This is a genomic window from Neopoerus faecalis, from assembly GCF_029218125.1.
Taxonomy (GTDB): Bacteria; Bacillota; Clostridia; order Oscillospirales; family Oscillospiraceae; genus Oscillibacter; species Oscillibacter faecalis_A.
The window spans coordinates 1-1,373 of the sequence record NZ_JARFXX010000028.1; the positions used below are offsets into that span (position 1 = coordinate 1).

Genomic DNA, 1,373 nt, shown 5'->3' on the forward strand with positions numbered 1-1,373 from the left:
TTTTCTCTCAAGTCAATTTTACCAAAAAGTGGCTCCGCTTTCTATATCAATGGAGTGATTTTCAGTTTCAGCCATGGCCGGGAACCATTGCAATTACTACTCTTTTGGAGTTTTGCTCATGGCTGTTTTCCTATAAGTAAAGGAAGCGACAAAACCATTTCGCTTCCTTCACATTACGGAATATAGATTCTGTTTTTTATGATACAAGCCGCAGTCGCTCAAGCTGTCTCCGATGCTCTGCCGCACTCGTGACGAGGTAGATGCGCGTTGTCTCCACACTTGAGTGCCCGAGAACGTCCGCCAATTTGACAATGTCCTTGTATGCGCGGTAAAAGGTTGTTGCGAACAGATGCCGCAGATTGTGTGGAAAGACCTTTCCCGCATCGACGTCCGCGCGGGTGCAGAGTTTCTTCATCTTCGACCAAATTTGATAACGAGACATGGTTCTGCCGCTTTTGGCGCGAAAAATCGCGCTGGAGGCGTTTTTTTGCTTGGCGGCGAAGCGCAGAAGCTTGCGGCAGAGCTTTGACGGCAGCAAAATAGTACGAATTTTGCCTTTCAAGGCGATTTCAGTCTTGCCATTTTTTGCCGCCTCGACGGTAATGTACTGCACCTCACTGACCCGGATGCCGGTGGAGCAGATGGTCTCTATCAGAAGTGCAAGGCTGCGGTCGCCCACGGCCTCCGCCGCCGCAACCAATTTTTCGTATTCTGCGCGCGTCAGCTCCTGCCTGCTATCCCTAAACAGGCGTCGCTGGATTTTGAGAAACCGCGCATGGCAATCCGTCCAGCCGCAGAAGCGGAAGAATCCATTCAGCGCCGCCAGATAAGTGTTGATCGTTGGCGGCGCATAGTTTCTCTCCCGCAGAGTGTCCTTCCAGAGGTGCATCATCTCCGGTGTGACCGCCGCACCGCACAGGAACGCAGCGAAGTTCAATAAAGCACGGCGGTACTTCTCAATCGTCGCTGCAGCGCGCTCCTCATTTTCGATGGCTTTCAAATAGTCAGTAATTCTCTCATCGGTCATAAAACGTTTCATAGTACAATATCCCTATCTGTTGTAATAGAAGTATTGTACTGTATCGGGGCGATTTGCGGACTGATTTTGCTTTTTCTGTATAAGCCATGGAATTGTTGCTTATTATGCGGAGAGGCCGCTGCCCCGGCATTCCTGTATAGACATGCTCCATTCCTGCTTCCTGGCTCCGTGTTTCAGTTCACTACTCGTCATTTGCTGTACACCCCTAAGTCAAAACCTCCGGCTAAGCCGGAGGCTTGAGTAAGCCCTATAAGGGCTTTATGCGGACAAAGCCCCTTAAGGGGCCCGAAAAGATTTGCCGATTGCATTGCTTTCTCGGGCTACCCCTTAAGGG

At 50.5% G+C, this 1,373-nt stretch carries 2 protein-coding genes; one reads left to right on the forward strand and one right to left on the reverse strand.

The window, feature by feature from the left end; genetic code table 11:
• Positions 1–186, forward strand: a 186-nt coding sequence (locus PY311_RS12525) for a hypothetical protein (protein WP_286149032.1), incomplete at its 5' end; no start/stop codon positions are given.
• 10 nt (positions 187–196) lie between these two features.
• Here the strand turns inward: PY311_RS12525 and PY311_RS12530 are convergent.
• Entirely contained in the window at positions 197–1,039 is an 843-nt protein-coding gene (locus tag PY311_RS12530) for a tyrosine-type recombinase/integrase (RefSeq protein WP_286149033.1), read from the reverse strand.
• Positions 1,040–1,373 lie beyond the last annotated feature (334 nt).

Bases quoted from the DNA above. Each gene is read 5' to 3' on its own strand.
- PY311_RS12530 (WP_286149033.1), bottom strand. From the start codon at position 1,039: ATGAAACGTTTTATGACCGATGAGAGAATTACTGACTATTTGAAAGCC.